Origin of the sequence: Faecalibacterium sp. I3-3-33 (assembly GCF_023347295.1) — a bacterium.
Taxonomy (GTDB): domain Bacteria; phylum Bacillota; class Clostridia; order Oscillospirales; family Ruminococcaceae; genus Faecalibacterium.
In genome coordinates, this window is record NZ_CP094469.1 from 2,320,213 (window position 1) to 2,339,567 (window position 19,355).

General features: G+C 59.2%; 21 protein-coding genes. 5 read left to right on the forward strand and 16 right to left on the reverse strand.

The genetic code is table 11. The annotated features are described in order from the left end of the window. Window positions 1–3 precede the first annotated feature (3 nt). The 5 genes from rimM to MTP39_RS10970 all read right to left on the reverse strand — a co-directional run bounded on the left by rimM (window position 4) and on the right by MTP39_RS10970 (window position 3,221). Window positions 4–540, reverse strand: a complete 537-nt coding sequence (gene rimM / locus MTP39_RS10950) for a ribosome maturation factor RimM (RefSeq protein ID WP_236131345.1) — start codon at window positions 538–540, stop codon at window positions 4–6. Between the two features lie 352 nt (window positions 541–892). Beyond that, on the reverse strand, window positions 893–1,126 hold the full coding sequence (locus MTP39_RS10955; RefSeq protein ID WP_249240542.1) for a KH domain-containing protein: 234 nt from the start codon (window positions 1,124–1,126) through the stop codon (window positions 893–895). Window positions 1,127–1,144: 18 nt separating this feature from the next. Then, window positions 1,145–1,387 (reverse strand): 30S ribosomal protein S16, encoded by a 243-nt coding sequence (gene rpsP / locus MTP39_RS10960; protein WP_022257433.1) that lies wholly within the window; start codon window positions 1,385–1,387, stop codon window positions 1,145–1,147. Window positions 1,388–1,455: 68 nt separating this feature from the next. Next, window positions 1,456–2,811 (reverse strand): signal recognition particle protein, encoded by a 1,356-nt coding sequence (gene ffh / locus MTP39_RS10965; RefSeq protein ID WP_249240543.1) that lies wholly within the window; start codon window positions 2,809–2,811, stop codon window positions 1,456–1,458. Between the two features lie 26 nt (window positions 2,812–2,837). Beyond that, the gene (locus MTP39_RS10970; protein WP_015536880.1) at window positions 2,838–3,221 is read right to left on the reverse strand and encodes a sigma factor-like helix-turn-helix DNA-binding protein; all 384 of its coding nucleotides are present in this window, start codon (window positions 3,219–3,221) and stop codon (window positions 2,838–2,840) included. Between the two features lie 226 nt (window positions 3,222–3,447). Here MTP39_RS10970 and MTP39_RS10975 point away from each other — a divergent pair, with 226 nt between their 5' ends. Together MTP39_RS10975 and MTP39_RS10980 are read left to right on the forward strand one after the other, a co-directional pair. Beyond that, window positions 3,448–4,359 carry a pyridoxal-phosphate dependent enzyme gene (locus tag MTP39_RS10975; protein WP_249240544.1) on the forward strand — a complete coding sequence of 304 codons (912 nt, stop codon included), beginning with the start codon at window positions 3,448–3,450 and terminating at the stop codon, window positions 4,357–4,359. 37 nt (window positions 4,360–4,396) lie between these two features. Next, on the forward strand, window positions 4,397–5,725 hold the full coding sequence (locus tag MTP39_RS10980; RefSeq protein ID WP_249240545.1) for an MATE family efflux transporter: 1,329 nt from the start codon (window positions 4,397–4,399) through the stop codon (window positions 5,723–5,725). Window positions 5,726–5,958: 233 nt separating this feature from the next. Here MTP39_RS10980 and upp read toward each other — a convergent pair whose 3' ends face one another. From upp to MTP39_RS11005, 5 genes are all read right to left on the reverse strand, one after another. Continuing rightward, window positions 5,959–6,585 (reverse strand): uracil phosphoribosyltransferase, encoded by a 627-nt coding sequence (gene upp / locus MTP39_RS10985; protein ID WP_005920380.1) that lies wholly within the window; start codon window positions 6,583–6,585, stop codon window positions 5,959–5,961. Window positions 6,586–6,689: 104 nt separating this feature from the next. Next, window positions 6,690–7,136 (reverse strand): ribose 5-phosphate isomerase B, encoded by a 447-nt coding sequence (gene rpiB, locus MTP39_RS10990; RefSeq protein WP_112090383.1) that lies wholly within the window; start codon window positions 7,134–7,136, stop codon window positions 6,690–6,692. 41 nt (window positions 7,137–7,177) lie between these two features. Next, the gene (tsaB, locus tag MTP39_RS10995) at window positions 7,178–7,888 is read right to left on the reverse strand and encodes a tRNA (adenosine(37)-N6)-threonylcarbamoyltransferase complex dimerization subunit type 1 TsaB (RefSeq protein ID WP_249240546.1); all 711 of its coding nucleotides are present in this window, start codon (window positions 7,886–7,888) and stop codon (window positions 7,178–7,180) included. Beyond that, on the reverse strand, window positions 7,885–8,310 hold the full coding sequence (gene tsaE, locus MTP39_RS11000) for a tRNA (adenosine(37)-N6)-threonylcarbamoyltransferase complex ATPase subunit type 1 TsaE (RefSeq protein WP_236131348.1): 426 nt from the start codon (window positions 8,308–8,310) through the stop codon (window positions 7,885–7,887). The genes tsaB and tsaE overlap by 4 nt, the downstream gene beginning before the upstream one ends. Window positions 8,311–8,393: 83 nt before the next feature. After that, on the reverse strand, window positions 8,394–9,602 hold the full coding sequence (locus MTP39_RS11005; protein WP_249240547.1) for a hypothetical protein: 1,209 nt from the start codon (window positions 9,600–9,602) through the stop codon (window positions 8,394–8,396). Between the two features lie 237 nt (window positions 9,603–9,839). Here MTP39_RS11005 and MTP39_RS11010 point away from each other — a divergent pair, with 237 nt between their 5' ends. Beyond that, the gene (locus MTP39_RS11010; protein WP_442899400.1) at window positions 9,840–11,066 is read left to right on the forward strand and encodes an FtsW/RodA/SpoVE family cell cycle protein; all 1,227 of its coding nucleotides are present in this window, start codon (window positions 9,840–9,842) and stop codon (window positions 11,064–11,066) included. Between the two features lie 163 nt (window positions 11,067–11,229). Here the strand turns inward: MTP39_RS11010 and MTP39_RS11015 are convergent, their stop codons facing one another. Both MTP39_RS11015 and MTP39_RS11020 read right to left on the reverse strand, forming a co-directional pair. Further along, complete coding sequence (locus MTP39_RS11015; protein ID WP_249240548.1) at window positions 11,230–11,814, reverse strand: ABC transporter ATP-binding protein; 585 nt, start codon at window positions 11,812–11,814, stop codon at window positions 11,230–11,232. After that, window positions 11,808–12,578 (reverse strand): ABC transporter permease, encoded by a 771-nt coding sequence (locus tag MTP39_RS11020; protein WP_249240549.1) that lies wholly within the window; start codon window positions 12,576–12,578, stop codon window positions 11,808–11,810. Before MTP39_RS11020 ends, MTP39_RS11015 begins: the two co-directional genes overlap by 7 nt. A gap of 211 nt (window positions 12,579–12,789) precedes the next feature. Here MTP39_RS11020 and brnQ point away from each other — a divergent pair, with 211 nt between their 5' ends. Together brnQ and MTP39_RS11030 are read left to right on the forward strand one after the other, a co-directional pair. Beyond that, window positions 12,790–14,070: a branched-chain amino acid transport system II carrier protein gene (gene brnQ, locus MTP39_RS11025; RefSeq protein WP_256468820.1), complete on the forward strand. Its 1,281-nt coding sequence runs from the start codon at window positions 12,790–12,792 to the stop codon at window positions 14,068–14,070. A gap of 13 nt (window positions 14,071–14,083) precedes the next feature. Further along, window positions 14,084–14,494: a peptide deformylase gene (locus tag MTP39_RS11030; protein ID WP_249240551.1), complete on the forward strand. Its 411-nt coding sequence runs from the start codon at window positions 14,084–14,086 to the stop codon at window positions 14,492–14,494. 253 nt (window positions 14,495–14,747) lie between these two features. On the opposite strand, the gene MTP39_RS11035 is transcribed toward MTP39_RS11030, so the two are convergent. The 4 genes from MTP39_RS11035 to MTP39_RS11050 all read right to left on the reverse strand — a co-directional run bounded on the left by MTP39_RS11035 (window position 14,748) and on the right by MTP39_RS11050 (window position 19,220). After that, window positions 14,748–15,614: a carbohydrate ABC transporter permease gene (locus tag MTP39_RS11035; RefSeq protein WP_097778848.1), complete on the reverse strand. Its 867-nt coding sequence runs from the start codon at window positions 15,612–15,614 to the stop codon at window positions 14,748–14,750. 2 nt (window positions 15,615–15,616) lie between these two features. Beyond that, complete coding sequence (locus MTP39_RS11040) at window positions 15,617–16,594, reverse strand: carbohydrate ABC transporter permease (protein WP_249240552.1); 978 nt, start codon at window positions 16,592–16,594, stop codon at window positions 15,617–15,619. 97 nt (window positions 16,595–16,691) lie between these two features. Continuing rightward, entirely contained in the window at window positions 16,692–18,134 is a 1,443-nt protein-coding gene (locus MTP39_RS11045) for a twin-arginine translocation signal domain-containing protein (protein ID WP_236131356.1), read from the reverse strand. 78 nt (window positions 18,135–18,212) lie between these two features. Beyond that, window positions 18,213–19,220, reverse strand: coding sequence for a LacI family DNA-binding transcriptional regulator (locus MTP39_RS11050; RefSeq protein WP_249240553.1), 1,008 nt, complete (start codon window positions 19,218–19,220; stop codon window positions 18,213–18,215). Between the last annotated feature and the right edge of the window lie 135 nt (window positions 19,221–19,355).

The following is a 19,355-nucleotide window of genomic DNA, read 5'->3' on the forward strand; positions in this document are numbered from 1 at the left end:
GGCTTACTCCTCCTCCCGCTCGCTGTCAAAATCGTCATCCAACAGGCCGGGGATGGGGGTGACGAGGATATATCCCTCCGGCGGGTTGCGCTCTTTCAGGAAGGCATCCACCCCGGGGAACATATACTCCTTGCCGCTGGGTGCTTTGACGGTGTAGATATCCTGCGCACCCGGGTGGTCTACGCTGGTCACCACACCGTACACCTTGCCGGTGTCAGCGTCCCGCACCTCGCACCCGATGAGGTCTGCCACATACCACCGCCCTGCGGGCAGGGTGGCATCGTTGCGGTCAAAATAGAACACCTGCCCGCGCAGTGCCCGGGCGGCGTCCATATCGCTGACCCCCTCCAGCTGGAGCAGCGCCATCTGCCCCTGTGGACGGATGGAAAGGATCTTATAGGCTTTGCCGCCCTGTGCCGAAGGGTACAGGCGACCCGCTTTTTTCAAAAAATCCACCCCGTCGCACCAAAGCTCCAGCTTCATTTCCCCGCGCACACCGTGGGTGGTAACAACTTTTCCGGCTTCCAGATATTGCTGCATTGTTTTCTCCTGTAAGAACCCTCTCAGTCAATGCCTGCGGCATTGCCAGCTCCCCCGAGGGGGGAGCTTTTTGACGAAGAGGTGGTGTATTGCTTGTTTGTTCAGAATGCTCCTGTGTAGCATCCTCGCCCTCTCAGTCACCTGCGGTGACAGCTCTCCCAGAGGGAGAGCCAAGAACGTACCGGTCAGGCCCTTGCCTCTCCCTTTGAGGAAAGACTTCCCCCGTTCCGGGGGAAGATGTCGCGCAGTGACAAAAGGGGGAGTGTGGCATTGCGCAAGCAATGCCGGAGAGGGCGAGCCTGGTAATAGCAAAAAGGCCCCTTGCCGCAAAGGCAAAGGGCCAGTAGGGTGCTCAGTCGATCTCAACAAGGACCTTTTCATCGACCCGCACAGCAGCCGCGCGCATCACCACACGAATGGCTTTTGCGATCCGGCCCTGCTTGCCGATGACACGGCCCATATCTCCCTCTGCCACGCTCAGGTGGTAGACGATGATACCGTCCTCGCGGGGCTCGTCCACCGTAACCTTGACGGCGTCCTTGTCCTCCACGAGACCGCGGGCAACTGCCAGCAACAGCTCCTGCATGAGTCAGCCCTCCCCTACTTACAGAATGTTGGACTTCTTCAGCAGGACACGAACGGTATCAGTGGGCTGAGCGCCGTTAGCGATCCACTGCTTTGCCTTCTCGGCATCGATCTTCACCTCAGAGGGCTCCTTGTTGGGATCGTAAGTGCCGATCTCCTCGATGAAGCGGCCATCGCGGGGGAAGCGGCTGTCAGCAACGACAACACGGTAGAAGGGAGCTTTCTTGGCGCCAACGCGGCGCAGACGAATCTTAACTGCCATAATAGATATCCTCCAAAAATGTTGTTTTTGATATATGTTACAAACCCCGCCGGGGTTGTATACCGTTGTTATTTCAGTCCGCGGAAGGCATTGGGATTGCCCATCATGCCGCCCAGACGGCGGGCAAAGCCCTTGGGGCTCTTCTTGAACTGCTTCATCATCTTCTGCATCATCTCGTACTGCTTGAGCAGCTTGTTCACGTCCTCCACGCGGGTACCGCTGCCTGCGGCAATGCGGCGCTTGCGCTTGGGGTTGATGATGGAAGGTTTTTCCCGCTCCTCTTTGGTCATGGAATAGATCATGGCCTCGATGCGGTCAAAGGCTTTATCGTCGATCTGGCTGGCGTCGATGCCGGAAGCGCCGGGCAGCATACTGAGCATCGCGCCCGCACCGCCCATTTTGCGGATCTGGGCGAACTGCTCCAGCATATCGTTCATATCGAACTTGTTTTCCATCAGCCGCTTGGCGGTCTCCTCGGCGGCCTTTTCGTCGGCGGCATCCTGTGCACGCTCGATCAGGCTGAGCACATCGCCCATGCCAAGGATGCGGCTTGCCATGCGGTCCGGGTGGAACACATCCAGATCATCCAGCTTTTCGCCGGTGCCCTGGAACTTGATGGGCTTGCCAGTAACAGCCAGCACGGAAAGCGCTGCACCGCCGCGGGTATCGCCGTCGGTCTTGGTGAGGATGATGCCATCCACGCCCACCGTCTCGTTGAAGGTCTTAGCCACATTGACGGCATCCTGACCGGCCATGGCGTCCACCACCAGCAGGGTCTCGTCCACGGGAACGGCGGCCTTGACGTCCACCAGCTCCTGCATCAGCACTTCGTCGATCTGCAAGCGGCCTGCCGTATCCAGAATGACGATGTCGTTGCCGTAGTCCTTGGCGTGCGCCAGTGCCTTGCGGGCGATCTCCGGCGGCTTTGCGCCGGGCAGGGTGAACACCGGCGCACCGGCCTGTTTGCCCACCACCTGCAGCTGGTCAATAGCCGCAGGGCGGTAGATATCGCAGGCCACCAGCATGGGGCGGCGGCCCTGCTTGATATAGAACTTGGCAAGCTTTGCCGCGTGGGTGGTTTTACCGTTGCCCTGCAAGCCGCAGAGCATGATGACCGTCTGCCCCTTGTTTTTGATGTTCAGGCGGGCGGCTTCGCTGCCGCCCATGAGGGCTACCAGCTCCTCATTGACGATCTTGACCACCTGCTGGGCGGGGGTCAGGCTCTCCATGACCTCCTGACCCATGGCACGCTCGGATACCTTTGCGCAGAAGTCCTTGGCAACCTTGTAGTTGACATCGGCCTCCAGCAAAGCCATCCGCACCTCGCGCATGGCGGCCTTGATATCTGCCTCGGTCAGCTTACCGTGACCGCGCAGCTTTTTGAATACACCGGCAAGGCGGTCGGTCAGGGATTCAAATGCCATTGTGCGGTGCTCCTTTCAAAATTCGATCAGCTTTCGTTTGCTTCATCCATCGAGCGGATGATCTCCAGCATTTTTGTCAGCGTTTCCACATACTCCGTGGTGGTGATATTGGCGCGGGGGCCGGTGCACTCGAACCGGGTGTCGATGACCAGCTGTTCCAACTGTTCCAGCTTCTGCTGCACCCGCCGGTAGCGGGCTGCAAAGCCTACCTTTTCTTCCAGTTCCTTCAGGGTGGTCTCGCCGTGCTTGATGGCGTCCCGTGCGCCCTGCCGGGTGATGCCGAAGTTTTCGCCGATCTCGCTCAGCGAAAGATCATCGTTGTAATACTGGCGCAGCATCTCGCGCTGCTTCTGGGTAAGCACCTCGCCATAAAAGTCCAGCAGATACCCCATTTCCAGATCTTTTGCCATTGCTGTTGACCCCCGGTGCTCTGCTGTCTGTACTTGCTATGTTGTAAAGTTTTTTTGCTTTACGGATGGAGTATACCAGAACCCCTGCCCCTTGTCAAGGGGATTTCGGAGTTTTTTCTGAAATATCTGCCCGAAATTCGCTGTTTTTGCCAAAAGGCATCTTGACGCAGCCGGGGGCTTTGCGTTAGGATAATAGTGTTGTATCCCAAGAGAAAGGAGTGCCCTTGTGCCGATCTACTCTAATTTTTACCAGACCCTTACCACTGCCTGTCCCATTGTGGAGCTGCGGGGCTATGCCGCCGCCTGCGGGCTGAAGGGGCATCTGTACGCGTATCTGGATTTTAACGGCCCCACCGGCACCGCCCGGGACGGCCTTGCCGAGGGGATGCTGGCCCTTGCCATTGAAAAAAAGCAGCTTGCCCCGGGGCAGCCCATCATTGAAGCAGCCTCCGGCCCCTTTGCCACCGCCCTTACGCTGGCCAGCCTGACCGCCGGGCACCCCATCGTGCTGGTTATGCCGGAGGACGCCCCTGCCCTGCGACAGGAGTACCTGCTGCGCTTGGGCGCACAGATCCGGCACAGCCCCGCCCGCAGCGGTCTGGCCGGGGCACGGGCGCTGGCGGCGCAGACCGCCACCGCGAACGGCTGGTACTATATGAACTGGCTTGCCAACGATGACAACCCGGAATATCACCGCCGGGTCACCGGCCCTGCCATCGTGCAAAGCATTGCCCGGCAGAACAAGAGCCTTGTGGACGCCATTACCATCGGGGTGGGCAGCGCCGGTACTGTGACCGGCGTGGGCGAGACCATCAAGGCATGGACGAACGATGTGCGCATCGTGGCGGTGGAGCCGTATGAAAATCAGGTGCTGGGCGGCGGGCTTACCGGCCCCCACGGCATCCCGGATATCGGCTACGGCATCGTGCCGGAAAACTACAACAGCTATGTGGTGGATAACGTTTCCGCTGTGGCCAGCCGGGATGCCCAGCGTGCCGCCCAGCAGGTGCTGCGCACCGATGCCATCCCCGCTTCGGTCAGCGCCGGTGCTGCCCTGCACGCCGCCGCCCAGCTGCTGGCCAACTGCAACAGCCGCGCGGCGCTGGCCATTTTCAGCGGACGCGCCAGCATCGTGTAAGCGGCTGCTTCTATCAATAGGAAAGAGGACGTTTTTCATGACCAAGGACATGACCAGCGGTGCTATTACGCCGCTGCTGATCAAATTTACCATCCCGCTGGTGCTGGGCAACCTGTTCCAGCTTACCTACAACGCCGCCGACAGTATCATCGTGGGCAAGTTTGTGGGCGAGGATGCACTGGCTGCCGTGGGTACCTCGAACCCCCTGATGACCCTTGCCATCCTGTTCATCAACGGGATGTGTCTGGGCGCGGGCATTCTGGTCAGCACCGCCTTTGGCGCGGGGGACACCGAGCTGGTGGAGCGGCAGGTATCCACTACCGCCATTGCGGGCACGGTGTTCTCCCTGACCTTCTCTGCCCTGTGCGTGCTGCTGGCAGACCCGCTGCTGCGGCTGCTGCAGGTGCCCGCGGCTATTCTGCCCATTGCGGTGAACTACCTGCGTATCGTGTTTGCGGGGCTGATCTTCACCTTCTTCTATAACTTCCTTGCTGCCACCATGCGTGCGCTGGGCGACAGCAAGAGCGCGTTGTATTTTTTGATGATCAGTGCCGTGCTGAACATCGGCGGCGACCTGTTTTTTGTGGAGGCGCTGGGCTGGGGCAGCGAGGGCTGCGCCCTTTCCACCGTGCTCAGCGAAGCTGCCTGCTGCCTGCTGTGCGTGGTGTACATCCGCTATAAGGTGCCAGTCCTGCAGCTGGGCAGACGATGGCTGGTGTATGACGGCAAGCTGCTGCGCAAGACCGTAAGCTACGGCTGGGCCAGCGCCATGCAGCAGGCCACGGTGCAGCTGGGCAAAATTGCGGTGCAGGCCATCGTGAACACCATGGGCGTCAACGCCATGGCGGCCTTTACCGCCGCCTCCCGCATCGACGACTTTGCCTACACCCCGCAGCAGAACATCGGCCACGCCATGACCACCCTGATGGCGCAGAACCGGGGCGCGGGCAAGACCGACCGGGTGCGACAGGGTTACCACTGCGGTATGCGCATCGAATTTGTCTATGCGCTGCTGCTTACCGGTGTCTGCCTGCTGTTTGCTGAGCCCATCATCCGGCTGTTTGCCGCCGACCCTGCCGTGGTGGACCTTGGCGTGCGGTTTTTGCGCACCATCTCGCTGTTTTATCTGATGCCCGCCGCCACCAACGGCATTCAGGGCTTTTTCCGCGGCATGGGCGACTTGAAGATCACCCTGAACAGCAGTATGCTGAACATGGGCGGCCGTGTGGCTGCCGCCGCATTGTTTGTGCTGGTGATGAAGATGGATATCGAAGCCTTGCCCTTCAGCTACGCGGTGGGCTGGCTGCTGATGCTGCTGTACGAGCTGCCCCTTCTGGTGCGTTTTCTGCGCAGCAGCGAGATGTAATGTCAGACGATTTAAATGCGCTCCGCGTTGCTCTGCGCATAAGCTAATGTAAAATTATTTCTTATTTCAGGGTTCAGAAAAGTCTGCGGACTTTTCTGAACCCTTTTTTCACAGGCAGGAGTCGTGGAGGGCAGCATCTTCTTTTTCGTGAAAATGCGTTTGTCGCGCTCCACAGACGCAAAAAACCGCCGTCTCCGGGCGGGAGGCGGCGGTGAAAAAGCTTTATGCTGTTTTTACTTTGTGCCGTAGATACGGTCGCCTGCATCGCCCAGACCGGGCACGATGTAACCGTTCTCGTTCAGGCGGTCGTCCTGTGCGCCCAGATAGATGTCCACATCGGGGTGTGCCTCGTGCAGAGCCTTGATGCCCTCCGGTGCGCCCAGCAGACCGATGAACTTGATGCGCTTTGCGCCGTGCTTCTTGATCTGGGTGATGGCGTCGATGGCGCTGCCGCCGGTAGCCAGCATGGGATCCAGCACCAGAACGTCGCGCTCAGCGATATCCTGCGGCAACTTGCAGAAGTACTCCACAGGCTGCAGGGTCTTTTCGTCGCGGTACAGGCCGATGAAGCCGACCTTGGCAGCGGGCAGCAGGGTCAGCATGCCGTCCAGCATACCCATGCCGGCGCGCAGGATGGGCACCAGAGCCAGCTTGCGGCCTGCCAGCACCTTGGTCTTTGCCATGGTGATGGGAGTCTCGATCTCCACCTCTTCCAGCGGCAGATCGCGGGTAGCCTCGTAGCACAGCAGAGTTGCAATCTCGCCAACGAGGTCACGGAACTCCTTGGTGCCGGTCTGTTTGTTGCGCAGCAGGCTGATCTTGTGCTGCAGCAGCGGATGTTCAACGATCATCGGGGTCATAAAAACACGCTCCTTAATTTATATAGAACATTCTATCGGGTACTGATCTGTGGCCTTGCCCGCCCGGTGGGCGCACAAAAGGCTCAATTACGCTTCAGAGAAAATCAGCGGTTTTCCAGTGCGGTCAGCTTGTCGATGCGGCGCTGATGACGGCCACCCTCGAACTGGGTGTTCAGGAAGATATCCACCAGCTGGCAGGCAAGGCCTGCGCCCACTACGCGGCCGCCCATGCACAGGGCGTTGGCGTCGTTGTGGCGGCGGGTATACTCGCAGCTGAAGCTGTCGGAGCAGCAGCAGGCGCGGATGCCCTTGATCTTGTTGGCTGCCATGCTGATGCCCACACCGGTGCCGCAGAACAGCAGTGCCTTCTCGCACTGGCCGCTCACCACTGCGTCACAAGCGGGCACAGCCATATCGGGGTAGTCCACGCTGTCAGTGCTGTGGGTGCCAAAATCGATATACTCCAGACCAAGCTCCTCCAGATGTGCCTTGACAGCCTCTTTCAGTTCAAATCCGCCATGATCGGCGGCAAGTGCAATGGGTTTTGCCATGGAAAAACGTCCTTTCCCTGTGAGTAGTCACAGTTCCGCTTTTATTGTTTGTTTGCTGCGGCTTCGGCAGCCAGACGCTCGGCCCGCTCCCGCTCCGCCTGACTCAGGCGGTGGTAGTCCGGCAGCAGCGCCTCCGGCAGCACAGCCTGCCCGGCTGCGGCCATCTGCTTTGCCACAAGTGCTACGGCAGCGGCACGACCGCCCCGCAGCGCCGGGGGTGTTTGCAGCACGCCCAGCACATTACTGTATTTATTATAGCACAGACCCGCGCCATCACCAACAAAAAACAGAGGCTTTTTGCAATTTTCTACAAAATCCGCCAGATCTGTCACCGCCCGGGCGTCATCGTCCAGCAGGCGGGCGTGAGTGGCAAGGTCAAAGGCAGCGCTGTATACCTGTGCGCGGCGGGCGTCCAGTGCGCAGAGCACCGTACCCTCGCCGGTGTGGGCAGCGGCCAGCGCTTCCAAAGTAGACACCGGGGCACACAAAGTCTCGCGCGGGAAAGCCAGACCCTTGACGGCAGCCAGCCCGATGCGCAGGCCGGTGAAGCTGCCCGGGCCTGCATTGACAGCGTACAGGTCGATGTCCGCGCAGGTTAGCCCGCACATCTTTAAGCAGGTGTCGATCATAGGCATCAGCGTTTCGCTGTGGGTCATGCCACCGTCCAGATACACCTCGTACAGCAGGCGGTCGTCCTGCAGCAGCGCTACACCGGCGGTCTTGCCCGCCGTATCCACGGCCAGAATATTCATACCGTCACCCCCTCAATGGTGATCTTGCGGGTGGTATCGTCCAGACGGTCGATGTTCACCCGGATGGGGTTTTCCAGCGCCAGCAGGTCGGCAAAGTTTTCGCTCCACTCTGCCGCCACCACAGCGCCCTGATCCAGATAATCGTAGAAGCCCGCCGCACACAGGTCGTTCTCGGTAGAGATGCGGTACAGGTCAAAGTGCGCCAGCGGGCGCGGGCCCCGGTAGTAATTCACGATGGCAAAGGTGGGGCTGGACACCGGGTCGGTGCAGCCCAGACCCTCGGCAAGACCCTCGGTAAAGGCGGTCTTGCCTGCGCCCAGACCACCGGTAAAGGCGATCAGCGCCCCGGGAGCCAGCACAGCGGCCATCCGCTTGCCCAGCGCCACCGTCTCGGCGCGGGAATGGGTGATATATTCTGACATGAAGGTTACCTCATCGTTTAAAAAGGGATGGCAGACGCTCTGCCATCCCTAAGTATAATATAAAACGCACAAAAGTGCAATGGTCAGGCGGCAGCAGGGGTCTGCTCCGCTACGCCGTTCGCTGCCGTGCCGGGCGCGGTGAGCCGGGCGGTGCTATCGCCCTGAATGATGGGATAGGACGCCGCCGGGTGGGGACGCCGTCCGGTGTTCTGGTTGAGATACCACACGATGTCGTTTTCGCCGTAGACCTCAAGGCCGTAATCAATGGCCTGCTGCAAGGTCTTGCCCTCGATCAGGCGGTTCACGGTCGCCCACAGCATACTGCGGGAATATACACTGTATACGTTGTTCACAAAGCCCGCCACGGCCTTTGCCCCGCCGGAGAGCAGCCCGTCCGAAAGGGTGGTGTCCACATGGCCGCTGCGTCCGTAGAACTCACAGGTCTCCGAGAGCACGATGGTGCCGTTCAGCTTACCGCCCCGGTAGGCATTGCCGAAAAAGTCTCCGGTGACGGCGTAGCAGCCGTTTACCTTGATGACCCGGTGGCTGAGCAGATCCATGCCGTAGCGCAGGTCGTTCCAGAAATCAGATTTTTCCAGCAGCAGGAGGATGGGCGCGGTGGCCTGTTTTTTCCACAGCCAGCCATACTCATAGGTGTAGTACGCGCCGTGGGCGCTGAGGATGGCAAGGTCGTAATCTGCCATCCGCTTCAGGTCGGAGACGGTCACCATCATGTCCAGATGGGTGTCCAGCCCGAAACCGTTCCAGTAGTCCTTCATATAAGAATAGTAGGGGTAGCGGTTGCTGTTGACCCCGTTATCAAAGGCATAGTAGATGACTGCATTGCCCACGGTGCCGTTCTCGGCGGCGAGCAGGGCGGGTGCATCCTCCGGCTCCGGCCCGGGCAGGGCGGCGTCTGCCTCGCTCTCGGTGTCAGTGAGCAGAATACCGCCCAGCGCACCGCAGCTGTAAGTAAAGCTTATCATGCCGTTTTCCGCATCCACATAGATGCTGTCCTTTTTTATAAGCCCCTGCGCCGCCAGCTCGTCCAGCTGCGCCAGCGCAGCCACCTGACGTTCTTCCTCCGACATTCCGGCGTAGGCGGCACTGTCGGTCAGGGCGGTGACGGCGGCATCTGTCTGCTGCATCTCCTGCACCTCAGAGGCAGTCAGGGTCTGGGGGGTGTCGGTGGTGTCCTCCGGCGCGGCGGCTACTGCCGGGCACACTGCCGTAAAGGCCAGTGCGATGGCACACACTGCGCTGAGCAGGCGGCGATAAACTGTATGTTCCATTTCTTCTTTTCCGTTCCTCTCCCCCGGCACACTGCCGGGGCTGTTGTACGCAAGGCTGCGTCCACAGGTTCATTGTAGGATGCCGCCGGGGCTTTGTCAAGCTTCCCGGCAATGTTTTACCATTCCGTCACACACGGCACATTGCATTGGCACGGGGATTTGTGTATAATAGCGATATGCTGGGTTTTTATCGCCTGTACGCAGGTATGCCCCGGCAGACTGTTTTGACGAAAGGCGGTGCTTTCCTTGGATAGCATTCGACAATATTTTAAGCGCACCGATAAGATCTATCTGCTGCTGTGCATTTTCAGCAGCGTTATGGCGGTGCTGGCGCTGTCCTCCTGGGCAGCTAAGCAGGGCAACGGCTTTGCCACCGACGAGGTGACCGGTGCCATCATCGGCATTGGCGACTACCGCCGGGCGCTGGTGCAGGCGGGCGCTTCCGTCATTGGCATCGTGATCGCACTGCTGCTCTCCTGCGTGGACTATCGCAGCCTTGTAAAGGTGTGGCCGGTGCACGTTGTGCTGACGTGGGGTCTGGTGCTGCCCACGCTGGTCATCCGCAACGTATCCATCGGCCCGCTGACCATCGGCTACAACGCCGGTGATACCGACAACTACTCCTGGTACAAGCTGGGCGGCTTTACCTTTCAGCCCACAGAGCTGGCAAAGATCAGCTTTATCCTGACCTTTGCCATGCACCTGAACAACGTGCGCAGCCGCATCAACGAGCCAAAGGAGCTGGCAAAGCTGCTGCTGCATCTGCTGGTGCCCATTGCCATCATCCATGTGCAGGGCGATGACGGCACGGCCATCATCTACGGCATCATCGGATGCTGCATGATGTTTGCAGCAGGGCTGAGCTGGAAGTATATCTTTGCAGCCTTTGCGGCGGCGGGCGCTGCCGTGGCGGTAGCCTTTGCCTTTTTCAGCGATAAGATCGGCAAGGGATACCAGTGGTACCGCATTCTGGCGGTGCTGGACCCGGAAAACACCACCGGCTGGGCACCAAGCGAGACGGTGTGGAAGAACATCATCTACCAGCAGCAGCGCGGCGAGATCGCGCTGGGCTCCGGCGGCATCTTTGGCAACGGCCTATTCACCGGCCGGTATTACAGCGTACCCAACGCCCACAACGACTTCATCCTCAGCTGGATCGGCAACGTGGCGGGCTTTGTGGGCTGCTGCGTGGTGCTGGGCGTTCTGCTGGCGCTGGTGATCAAGACCTTTGCCACCGGTGCCCGCAGCGAGGATCTGCTGGGCAGCTACATCTGTGCCGGTATCGGCGGTGCCCTGATGGCGCAGATCGCGGTGAACGTGGGCATGAACCTGCGGGTGCTTCCGGTCATCGGCGTCACTTTGCCCTTCTACTCTGCCGGCGGCAGTTCGGTGCTTATGCTGTATATTTGTGTAGGATTAGTCCTTTCTGTATACTCTCACAACACCAAAAGCCTGTTCGGGTAAAGAATATTCTATAATACAGGGACGAGCAGCCCGTGGGCTGCTCGTCCTTGCTTTATAGGTAATTTTAAAACAAGCAGCTTTTGTCGCGCTCCGCAGAGCGCGACAAAAGCAACATATAAAATAAAAATTCCTTAAATGATGCCCAGAGCAAAGCGGAGGGCATTCAAGAGCGTCCCATCTTTTTCAGTTCCATCACCGGCCAGCCAAGGGCGCGGATGGCGCTTTCATCGTGGGTGGCCAGCAGCACCGGCTTGCCCGCGCAGCGCTGCCGCAGCAGCGTCGCCGCCCGCTGCAAAGTGTCCGGGTCCATGCCGGTAAAGGGCTCGTCCAACAGCAGGGTGTCGCTGGGTGCCCACAGCGCCCGCAGCAGTGCCACCCGCCGCTTTTGCCCGCCGGAAAGCCTGCGGGCGGGCAGCTGCAAGGCGGCAGAATCCATTCCAAGCTGTTGAAAATCACTTATAATTTGCTCTTTGTACTGGTTTTCTGCCCCCGGCAGCACCAAAGTGACGTTCTGCACCGCATTCAGCTGGGGGCAAAGACGATCCTCCTGAAAGACCGCCGCCACCCGGCCTACGCCCTCCACACTGCCGGTGGTGGGGCGTTCCAGCCCCATCAGGATGCGCAGCAGGGTGGTCTTGCCCCAGCCGCTGGGTGCCCACAGCACCACGGGGGTGTCCACCTCCATGCACAGGTCGGTGAAGAGCGGCGCTGTGCCGAACCGTTTTGTCAGGTGTTGAAGCTTCAGCATTTTGTCCCCTCCTCTCCCAGCACTGCGCCTACGGCTTTATCCAGTGCAAACAGGAACAGCTTTTCAAAACCTGCGCTCAGCAGGATGATGACAAAGGTCCACGCGAACAACTCCCCGGTGGAAAGGGTGATCTTGGCGCGGTAGAGCGCATCGCCGATGCTGCCGTTGGGCAGACCGATGACCTCGGCCGCCACGCCGCTTTTCCAGCAGATGCCCAGCGCCACGCTGCACCCCTGCCGGAAGGCCGGAAGCACCGCAGGCAGCCAGATCGACCGCAGGCGACGACCCGGCGGCAGACGAAACACCGCCGCCATCTCCAGCAGCTGCACGTCTGCCCCGGCAATGCCGGTGCGCACTACGCCGTACAGCACCGGCAGCACCATTAAAAAGCTGATGAGCACCGAAAGGGCGCTGCCCCGCACCCAGACCAGCGCCAGTATGATAAAGCTTGCCACCGGCGTGGCCTTGACCAGCTGCATCACCGGAGCCAGCAGTGCATCGGCGGCGCTCCACCGAGCGGCGCATACCGCCAGCACCACGCTGACCACTGCGCCCAGCACAAAACCCAGCAAAATGCGCCCGGAGCTGAAGCCCACCCGCTGCCAGAAATCTGCCCTTGGCAGCAGCTGCACCAAGGTGCGCAGCGCCTGCACCGGCGATACCAAAAACACCTCCTGCCCGATGGCCATGGCTGCGGCCTGCCACACCGCCAGCCAGAACGCCACCGCCAGCAGACGGCGAAAAAATTGCTTGTTCTGCTTCATAAACTGCCCTCTTCCACTGCCTATTATAAGGTATAGTATACCATACCGTCCCGCAAAGGGGAATGACCTGTGCACCACCTGCGGCGGGGCGGCTCACGCTGTATATACTTTTATTCAACCATCGCACGCTTGACATGAATTTACATCCAGTGTAAACTGGATACCGTATGCGGTGCAGCTTTGGCACCAGCGCAGGAAAGAGGGGACGGCATTGACACAAGCGCTCAAGGGCCGCAAGCTGCTGCTTGTCGGTTTTACGTTATTTTCCATGTTTTTCGGGGCAGGTAACCTGATCTTCCCGCCTGATCTGGGTGCAAAGGCCGGGGTAAACTTCTGGCCCGCCTTTCTGGGGCTTGCTATCAGCGCCGTGGGTCTGCCCGTTGCAGGGGTCATCGCGGTGGCACGGGCAGACGGTCTGGATAAGCTGGCCGGGCGGGTGCACCCGGTGTTTGCGCAGGTGTTCATGATTTTGATCTATCTGTCCATCGGGCCGTGTCTGGCCATTCCGCGCACCGCAAGCACCTCCTTTGCCATGCTCACCCCGCTGCTGGGCAGCAACGCCGGGCTGCAGCTGGGGTATTCCGTGCTGTTCTTTAGCGCGGCCTTTCTGGTGGCGCTGCACCCGGACAGGCTCACCCGCTGGCTGGGCAGGCTGCTCTGCCCCTGCCTGCTGGTCCTGATCTTGATCCTGTTCGGCGGCTGCCTGCTGTACCCGCTGGCGGCGCAGTACGCTGCGCCCACCGAGGCGTATCGTTCCGCTGTTGTGTTACAGGGCGTATTGTACGGCTACCAGACCATGGACGCCCTTGCGGCACTCAACTTTGGCGCGGTCATTGCCATGAACATCCGGGCGCAGGGTGTTGCCCTGGAGCAGGACGTGCAGCGCAGCGCCATCCGCGCCGGGCTTGTGGCGGGCGGGCTGCTGCTGGCGGTCTACGCCATGCTGGGGCACGCCGGAGCACTGACCGGTGCCGCCGCGCCCGGCCTTTCCACCGGTGCCGAGGTGCTGACCGTGCTGGCCGAGCGGCTGTTCGGCAAAGCAGGGCTGGTGCTCCTTGCGGCCATCTTTATTCTGGCCTGCTTCAACACCTGTGTGGGGCTGATTGCCTGTGTGGGGGAATATTTCCACACCCTGCTGCCCCGCATCCCCTACCCTGCCCTTGCCGCCTTTTTTGCCGCCGCCAGTATGCTGTTCTCCAATCTGGGGCTGGCAGAGATCCTACGGTTATCCGTCCCGGTGCTCAATGCCCTGTACCCGGTAGCCATTGTGCTGATTACGCTTTCCTTTGTGCCCGGACTGGAGCAGCGCCGCCGGGTCTATCCGCTGTGCATCGGCTGCACCGCCGTGCAGAGCATTGCCGCCGCGCTGCCGCTTGGCCCGCTTTCTGCCCTTGCCAACGCCCTGCCGCTGGCGGCACTGGGCTTTGGCTGGGTGCTTCCGGCTGCTGCCGGGCTGCTGGCAGGCATCCTTTTAAGCAGAACTGAAGAATAAAGGAGATTTTACTATGATCCAGCCTATCATGCACGACCCGCTGTTTCTGGCGCAGAAGTCTGCCCCTGCCGCCCCGGAGGACGCCCCCATTGCGCGGGACTTGCTGGACACCTTGACCGCCCACGCCGACGGCTGTGTGGGCATGGCCGCCAACATGATCGGCGTGCTCAAACGCATCATTGCAGTGGAAGCTGAGGACGGATATCTGGTGCTGTTCAACCCGGTCATCCTGAAAAAATCCGGCCAGTACGAAGCCGAGGAAGGCTGTCTTTCACTGGAAGGCGTGCGGAAAACAAAGCGCTGGCAGAGCATCAAGGTGCAGTACCAGACCATGGACGGCAAGCCGCGCATCAAGACCTTTACCGGCTGGACGGCGCAGATCATCCAGCACGAAATCGACCATTGCGATGGAATATTGATTTAAGCTTTTATCACGCACAAAGCCCCCGAGGGTGTATCCCCCGGGGGCTTTGCTATGCTGTAACAGAGAAATGAAGGTGTTATTGTTCGCTTAAAACCTCTTGCGGTGTCCTGCATCCGCTTCGACCCTTGGGCGGGTCTCGCGTCTTGCAGACCGCTGCGCCAAAAATTGCTCCCTGTACTCCCCTTTTTGTCACTTGCGTGACATCTTCCCCCGGAGCGGGGGAAGTCTTTGCTCGCAGGCGGCGGTCGCAATTTTAGCCTTTAACACCGCCCAGAGCAACGCCGCGGACGATGAACTTGGACAGCAGCAGGTAGACGACGATGACCGGCAGAATGGCAATAGCCACCATCATGTACACCTTGCCCATATCGAACTTCAGGAAGTCCGCGCTGCGCAGCTGGGCGATCAGGATCGGCAAGGTCTTTTTGTCGGCGGTGTCCAGCACCAGAGCCGGGATGAAGTAGTTGTTCCAGCTGGCCACGAAGGAGAAGATGGCCTGCACAGCCAGAGCCGGCTTCATGATAGGCAGCACGATCTTATTAAAGGTATAGAACTCGCCTGCGCCGTCAATGCGGGCGGCCTCCACGATCTCCATGGGAAGGGAGGCGTCCAGATACTGCTTCATGAAGAAGAACACGGTGGGTGCCGCAATGCTGGGAACGATCAGAGGGATGAAGCTGTTTTTCAGGCCCATCTTGGAGATCAACTGCAGAAAGCCCAGTGCGGACACCTGTGTGGGCATGGTCATGATGAGCAGGATCAGGGCAAAGGCGGCCTTTTTGAACTTGAAGTTATAGGCATAGATGCCGTAGGCCGTCAGCGCCGAGAAGTAGACGCTGAGCGCTGCCGAGCAGGCAGACACCAGCAGACTGTTACGGATGCCGCTCACCACTGGGATGTTGGCGTCCGTAAGCACGTTGCGGAAGTTTGTGATGATGGACTTGCCCGGCATCAGCGAGAAGCCCTTTTGAATTTCGAAGTGGGTGCGGGTGGAGTTGATGATCAGCACATAGAAGAAGAACAGGCACAGAAAGCTGATCAGCACCAGCACCAGATAGCACCACGCACGGCGGGCGGTCAAGATCGCCTTTTCGGACTGGTTTTTAGGCGTATGTGCCATACTTATTTCCCTCCTTTGGCAGCAGCCTTTTTGGCTGCTTTCAGTTCCTTGCGCTGGGCCTTGGTCAGGCCGTCATCCTCCTTGGTCAGCGAGAAGTACACGACGACGCACAGCACTGCACACACAAGGAACAGCACCACAGATACTGCACCGGCCATGCCGTAGTTCTTGCTGAACAGGTGGTTGTTCAGGTACATGATCATGGTGGTGGAGGTACGGTCGGGGCCGCCCTTGCCGTTGGTCAAAATCTGCGGCACATCGAACATCTGCAATCCGCCGATCATGGAGGTGATCATCACATAGACCAGAATGGGGCGGATCAGGGGCAGGGTGATCTTCCAGAACATCTGGTTCGGCGTGCAGCCGTCCAGCTCCGCAGCCTCGTACAGGGTGGGATCCACGCCCATAATGGCTGCCATCAGCATGATGGTGGTGTTGCCGAACCACATCAGGAAGTTCATCAGGCCCACAAGACCACGGTTGCCCCACACGGTATTCAGAAAGCTGATGGGGGTCTTGATCCAGCCCATGCTCAGCAGCACTGCGTTCACCGGGCCGTTATCCGAGAACAGGGCGAAGAACAGCATGGCGAAGGCCGAGGCCATGATCAGGTTGGGCATGTAGATGACCGTTTTGAAGAAGGTCTGCCCTTTCAGCTTCAGCCGCAGGTCAGTGAACCATGCCGCCAGCAGCAGCGAGACGATGATCTGCGGGATAAAACCGATGATCCACAGGATCAGCGTGTTGCTGAAATACTTGGGCAGATCGGTCGCGAACAGGGTGATGTAGTTTTTCAGGCCCACAAAGTTGGGTCCGATGATCTTCAGACCGCTGCGGTAATACTCAAAAAAGCTGTAATAGATGGTGGACGCCAGAGGGATCAGCTGGAATGCCGCGAAGATGATAAAGAACGGTGCAATGAAGATATAACCCCATTTCGCGTAGCTGATCGACCCTTTCTTCTTTGTTTTTTCTCCCATGAGATCTCCCTCCTGCCGGGTCACAGCAAAACCAAAGGGGCGGGCGAGATACGCCGCCCGCCCCTTTGCTTCAATTTTCAGTTCGGAGTAAAACCGCTTATGCGGGCCATACCACGTCGGTCAGCTCGGGGTACTTCTCCTTGATGGCGGTCTCGAAGTTTGCCTTGGCGGCATCCTCCTCCACGTTGCCGGTGAAGTAATCCTTGAAAGCGTTCTGGAAGCTCTCGTTCAGGCCCTGATCGTACGGGCCGGCGTTGGACATATCGATCTTGGTTGCAGCCTCTGCAAACAGAGCGATGTGGTTCTGGCCACCGAGGAAGTCGGACTTGTAATCGCTCTTGGCGATTTCTTCCATGGCCTTCTCGTTGTTGGTGTAATCCTGCGTATCCATGGTGATCTGCTTCATGATGGCTTCATCGCAGGTCAGCTTCAGCATAACGTCCTTGATGGTCTCAAGGTTGTCGCTGCCGGCTGCGCCGCAGATCCAGGTGCCGCCCCAGTAGTAGGGCTGAGGGCCTTCGCACACAGCGTAGTCGCCGTAGATGCCGTTGCCAACCTCTTCCTTGCCGCCCTCAGCGGTAGGAGTTGCCAGAGAGTTGCCCAGCAGGGTGAAGTTGATGCCCCAAGTGGAGTAGAAGAAGCCGAACACCTTACCGGTGGGGCCCTGATCGGAAGCCCACTGGCTGTCCCACAGGCTGGACTTGTTGTTGTAGCCCTTGTCGGTGTACTCCTTGGTCTGATCCACCCACTTCATCAGGTTCTCGTCCACGGTAACGGTGGTGCCGGTGACCCAAGGTGCGGAGACGTTGTTGGAGAAGGTGCGGTAAGCATCGTCAAAGCCGGACAGCATCTTGTAGCCCTTGGCAGCAGCCTTGGCAGCTACATCATTGAACTTATCCCAGTCGGACAGGTAGGTCTGCACCTCGGCGGGGTCATCGGTGCCCAGAACCTCCTTTGCAATGCTGCGGCGGTATGCGAACAGACCCGGGGTAGCCTGCCAGGTGGTGCCGCGCTGGCTGCCGTCCACAGAAACGATATCCTTGGTGTACTGGTACTGGCCAGCCAGATCGGAATCGGTCAGGCCGATATCCTTCTTGACATCCAGAACGTAGTCGGAATCCACATACTTCAGAGCGTAGTCAGCCTCGATCAGGAAGATGTCGATCTTGTCGTCATCGGCAGCGGAGTCCTGATTCAGCAGAGCCTCGTCCAGCTTGTTCTGGTAGTTGTTGTTCTCGTTGGCGTTGATGGTCCACTTCACGGTGGTGCCGTCCTTCAGGGTGGTGGTGGACTTGTCGGCTGCGATCTCCTTGACCTCGGGATAGTAGTCGTTGAAGCGGCTCTGGAACTCATCATTCCAACACCAGATGTTCAGCACCTTGCCCTCGGCGGCAGCCGGAGCAGAAGCAGCTGCAGAGGATGCAGGAGCAGAGGAAGCAGCAGTGCTGCTGGAGGAACCGCCACCACAGGCTGCCAGAGCAGCACCAACAGTCACGACACCGGAAGCGAGCAGGAAATTACGACGAGAGATCTTTTTCATAAGGGTAAACCTCCTTCATGGTTTTCCAATAAAAAAATTCATTCTCAAAAACTCCGCGCTGGGAGTTGTGGGCCTTTGTTAAAGGATGCGGACGGAGCCGCCGTCCAGCAGTTTGCCGGACACCCGGATCTGCTCCGGCAGGGTCACACGCGGATGCTCGATCAGCTCGATCAGCTTATCCGCCGCCAGCCTGCCAAGGGACTTGGTGTTCTGCTGGTAGGTCACCAGCGGGGGTTTGACCACCCGGGAGAGATAGATGCCATCGTATCCCATCACCGAGATGTCCTCCGGGATGCTCAAGCCCGCTTCAGTCAGGGCGTTGTAGCCGCCCAGTGCGGAAAAGTCATCCGGGAAGATGATGCAGGTGGGCCGCTGCGGCAGTGCCAGCAGCGCCCGGGTCTCCTCTGCGCAGCGATCTACATCGTGGTACACACTGCAGCGGACGTACTCCTCCGGCACCTTCAGCCCCAGCTCCTCGCAGGCCTGATAGAAGCCTGCCAAGCGGTTCTCGGTAACAGCGGTCTTTTCGCCGTGGATAAAGGCGATGCGCCGGTGCCCGCAGGCCCATGCCTGCTGTACCAGAGCCTTTGTGCCCACCACGTTGTCTGAAAGGATCGCCATCCGGTTGTTGAACACATGGTCGATGGTCACCACCGGCACATCGCCGTTGACCAGCTCCACCACCTGCGGATCGTAAAAGTTCACACAGGCGATCACCACGCCGTCCACACCCCGGTAGTGGCAATGTTCCAGATAGCTCATGGACTTGCCGCTGATGTTGTGGTTGATGAAGGTGATATCGTAGCCGCGCTTTTCCGCTTCTACCTTGAAGCTGTCCAGCATTGCGGAGAAGTACTCATGGGTCAGGCCGCTCTGTTTTTCATCTACGAACAGAACGCCAAGGTTGTAAGTACGGTTGGTTTTCAGCGCCCTGGCCGCTGCGTTGGGCAGGTACCCCATGCGGCGGGCCGCTGCACGGATGCGCTCCCGCGTGGCCGGTGCGATGTCCGGCTGGTCGTTCAGCGCCTTACTGACGGTTGCGACGGATACGCCGCATTCTTTCGCCAGATCCTTCAGGGACGGCATCTTGTAGCCTCCTTCCGAGGATAGGAGCAGCGGGATGTTTCTCGCAAGTTCCTTAATCGTTTTCGCAATCTCAATATATCGCATTCTGCATCAAAAATCAAGCGAAAATGTAAAAGTTTTAGCTTAACTGCATCA

Bases quoted from the DNA above. Each gene is read 5' to 3' on its own strand.
- MTP39_RS11045 (WP_236131356.1), bottom strand. From the start codon at position 18,134: ATGAAAAAGATCTCTCGTCGTAATTTCCTGCTCGCTTCCGGTGTCGTG.
- MTP39_RS10955 (WP_249240542.1), bottom strand. From the start codon at position 1,126: ATGCAGGAGCTGTTGCTGGCAGTTGCCCGCGGTCTCGTGGAGGACAAG.
- MTP39_RS11050 (WP_249240553.1), bottom strand. From the start codon at position 19,220: ATGCCGTCCCTGAAGGATCTGGCGAAAGAATGCGGCGTATCCGTCGCA.
- rpsP (WP_022257433.1), bottom strand. From the start codon at position 1,387: ATGGCAGTTAAGATTCGTCTGCGCCGCGTTGGCGCCAAGAAAGCTCCC.
- MTP39_RS10970 (WP_015536880.1), bottom strand. From the start codon at position 3,221: ATGGCAAAAGATCTGGAAATGGGGTATCTGCTGGACTTTTATGGCGAG.
- MTP39_RS11030 (WP_249240551.1), top strand. From the start codon at position 14,084: ATGATCCAGCCTATCATGCACGACCCGCTGTTTCTGGCGCAGAAGTCT.
- ffh (WP_249240543.1), bottom strand. From the start codon at position 2,811: ATGGCATTTGAATCCCTGACCGACCGCCTTGCCGGTGTATTCAAAAAG.
- tsaE (WP_236131348.1), bottom strand. From the start codon at position 8,310: ATGTCAGAATATATCACCCATTCCCGCGCCGAGACGGTGGCGCTGGGC.
- MTP39_RS11015 (WP_249240548.1), bottom strand. From the start codon at position 11,814: ATGCTGAAGCTTCAACACCTGACAAAACGGTTCGGCACAGCGCCGCTC.
- MTP39_RS10980 (WP_249240545.1), top strand. From the start codon at position 4,397: ATGACCAAGGACATGACCAGCGGTGCTATTACGCCGCTGCTGATCAAA.
- MTP39_RS11020 (WP_249240549.1), bottom strand. From the start codon at position 12,578: ATGAAGCAGAACAAGCAATTTTTTCGCCGTCTGCTGGCGGTGGCGTTC.
- MTP39_RS11040 (WP_249240552.1), bottom strand. From the start codon at position 16,594: ATGGGAGAAAAAACAAAGAAGAAAGGGTCGATCAGCTACGCGAAATGG.
- MTP39_RS11035 (WP_097778848.1), bottom strand. From the start codon at position 15,614: ATGGCACATACGCCTAAAAACCAGTCCGAAAAGGCGATCTTGACCGCC.
- tsaB (WP_249240546.1), bottom strand. From the start codon at position 7,888: ATGAATATTCTGGCCGTGGATACGGCGGGCAAGACCGCCGGTGTAGCG.
- rpiB (WP_112090383.1), bottom strand. From the start codon at position 7,136: ATGGCAAAACCCATTGCACTTGCCGCCGATCATGGCGGATTTGAACTG.
- rimM (WP_236131345.1), bottom strand. From the start codon at position 540: ATGCAGCAATATCTGGAAGCCGGAAAAGTTGTTACCACCCACGGTGTG.
- MTP39_RS11005 (WP_249240547.1), bottom strand. From the start codon at position 9,602: ATGGAACATACAGTTTATCGCCGCCTGCTCAGCGCAGTGTGTGCCATC.
- upp (WP_005920380.1), bottom strand. From the start codon at position 6,585: ATGACCCCGATGATCGTTGAACATCCGCTGCTGCAGCACAAGATCAGC.